Source organism: Nocardia farcinica (assembly GCF_029867845.1).
Lineage (GTDB): Bacteria > Actinomycetota > Actinomycetes > Mycobacteriales > Mycobacteriaceae > Nocardia > Nocardia farcinica_A.
On the sequence record NZ_JARWRU010000799.1, the window covers coordinates 1 to 2,018 of the forward strand.

Below are 2,018 nucleotides of genomic sequence, written 5' to 3' on the forward strand. Positions count from 1 at the left end.
GTCGACCCGGCCGACTCCACGCGCGCCCTGTTCGACCGGTTCGCCGACCACAACCGGCCCGGCCTCGCCCGCCTGTTGCGCGCCTGCCACCTCGATGTGGTCTACACCCGCGCCGACGGCGACCACCTGATCCGCGCCGACGGCGCCAGAGTGCTCGACCTGGTCGGCGGGTTCGGCGCCGCCCTGTTCGGCCACAACCACCCCACCCTGGTCCGTGTGGCGCGGGCGCACCTCGACGCGCACGTCCCGTTCGTGTCCCAGGGCAGCATCCGGCCCGCGGCGGCCGAGCTGTCGGCCACCCTGTCGCAGACGGTCGGCGCCGCCACCGGCCGTGAATACGTCGTCACCCTCGGATCGACCGGCGCCGACGCGGTGGAGGCCGCCATGCGCCACGCCGCCGTCGCCCACGCCCGCCGCCTGGCCGACCTGCGGGTGGAACTGGAGCGCACCCTGCGACGGCTGCGCCGCGACGGACTGCACGACGTGCTGCCCTGCGGCGCGGCCGATTCCGGCGAGACCAGGAGCGCCGGGCAGATCGTCGCGGAATCGCTGCGCGTGATCGAGAGCGTCGCCGCGCGCGGGCCGGTCTATGTGAGCCTGTCCAACGCCTTCCACGGCAAGTCCGCCGGCGCGTTCACCCTGACCGACCAGGCCGACACCCCGGACGACCTGGTGGTGCCCGGGCCGGAGCAGCTGCGGCTCACCGACTGGGACCCACAGGCCGTCGTCACGGCGTTCGCCGGGGAACTGCGCGCCGTCGGGCGGATCACCGTCGACGGCACCGGCAGGCCGCAGGCATCGACGGTGCACGTCTCCCCGGTGGCGGCGGTCTTCGCCGAACCGATCCAAGGCGAAGGCGGTGTGCGCGAAGTTCCCGCCGACACGCTGCGCGCCCTGCGGAGCCTGGCCGACCGGCATGCGGCGGCACTGGTCTTCGACGAGATCCAGTGTGGCATGGGCCGCACCGGGACCTTCCTGGCCTCCTCGGCCGCCGAGGTGGTCGCCGACTACTACCTGCTGTCCAAATCACTGGGCGGCGGCCTGGTGAAGATCTCGGCGCTGCTGGTCGACCGGGAGCACTCGGTCGCGGACTTCGGCCGGTACCACACCTCCACCTTCGCCGACGACGCGCTGTCCTGCGTGGTCGCACAGTCGGCGCTGAAACTGCTGCGCGAGAACCAGCTCCGCATCTGCGACACCGGGTCCAGGCTGCGCGCCCGCCTGGACGCGATCGCCGCCCGGCGGCCGGCGGCGGTGGCGGACGTGCGCGGGCGCGGGCTGCTCCAGGGCGTCGAACTCGTCGTTCCCACACCGAAATCGGCGCTGCTGCGCGAGCTCTGCGATCCCGACATGTTCGGCTACGTGGTGGCCGGGTACCTGCTGCACACCCACCACATCCGCGTGCTGCCCACGCTGTCGGCGCCGACCACCCTGCGCATCCAGCCCTCGGCGTTCCTGTCCGACGCCGACCTCGACCACATCGAGAAAGCCTTCGACGAGCTGGCGGAACTGCTGTCACGTGGCGATCTGGCCACACTGCTGGCGCACCTGACGGTGCCGCCGAGCACCGGAGCGGTACTGCCGGAGCGGGTGAAGCTGACGCGCCGCAGACCGAACCCGCCCACCAGGGCGTGGGACGCCCCGCGCCGGGTGGCCTTCCTCGCCAACCTGCCCGAGGCCGCCGACCTGCGCAACTTCGCGCCGGAACTCGGCAGCTGGTCCGACGAGCAGTTCGCGGCGCTGTTCGAACGGCTGCACGGGGTGGCCGAGCCGTTCGAGACGAGCAGGCAGCTGCTCACCTCGCCGACCGGCGCCACCGTCGAGGTCTGCGTCATCGCCGTCCCCGTCTCGGCCGAGCAGATCGTCGCGGGCCAGCGCGCCGGACACCGGGCGTGGCTGCGCGATCTCGTGCTGGTGGGGGTCGAGCGGGCCGTGCCCCGCGGGGCGGCGGGGCTAGGGCGCGGGGGCGATGACGCCCAAGGCAACCCCCCCGCCCCCGCCCGGGTGGGGGGCGCGGG

Annotated in this window: 1 protein-coding gene; it reads left to right on the plus strand. The window is 73.7% G+C overall.

The genetic code is table 11. The features are described from left to right. Positions 1-2,018, plus strand: a 2,018-nt coding sequence (locus tag QH283_RS17485) for an aspartate aminotransferase family protein (protein WP_280504058.1), incomplete at both ends; no start/stop codon positions are given.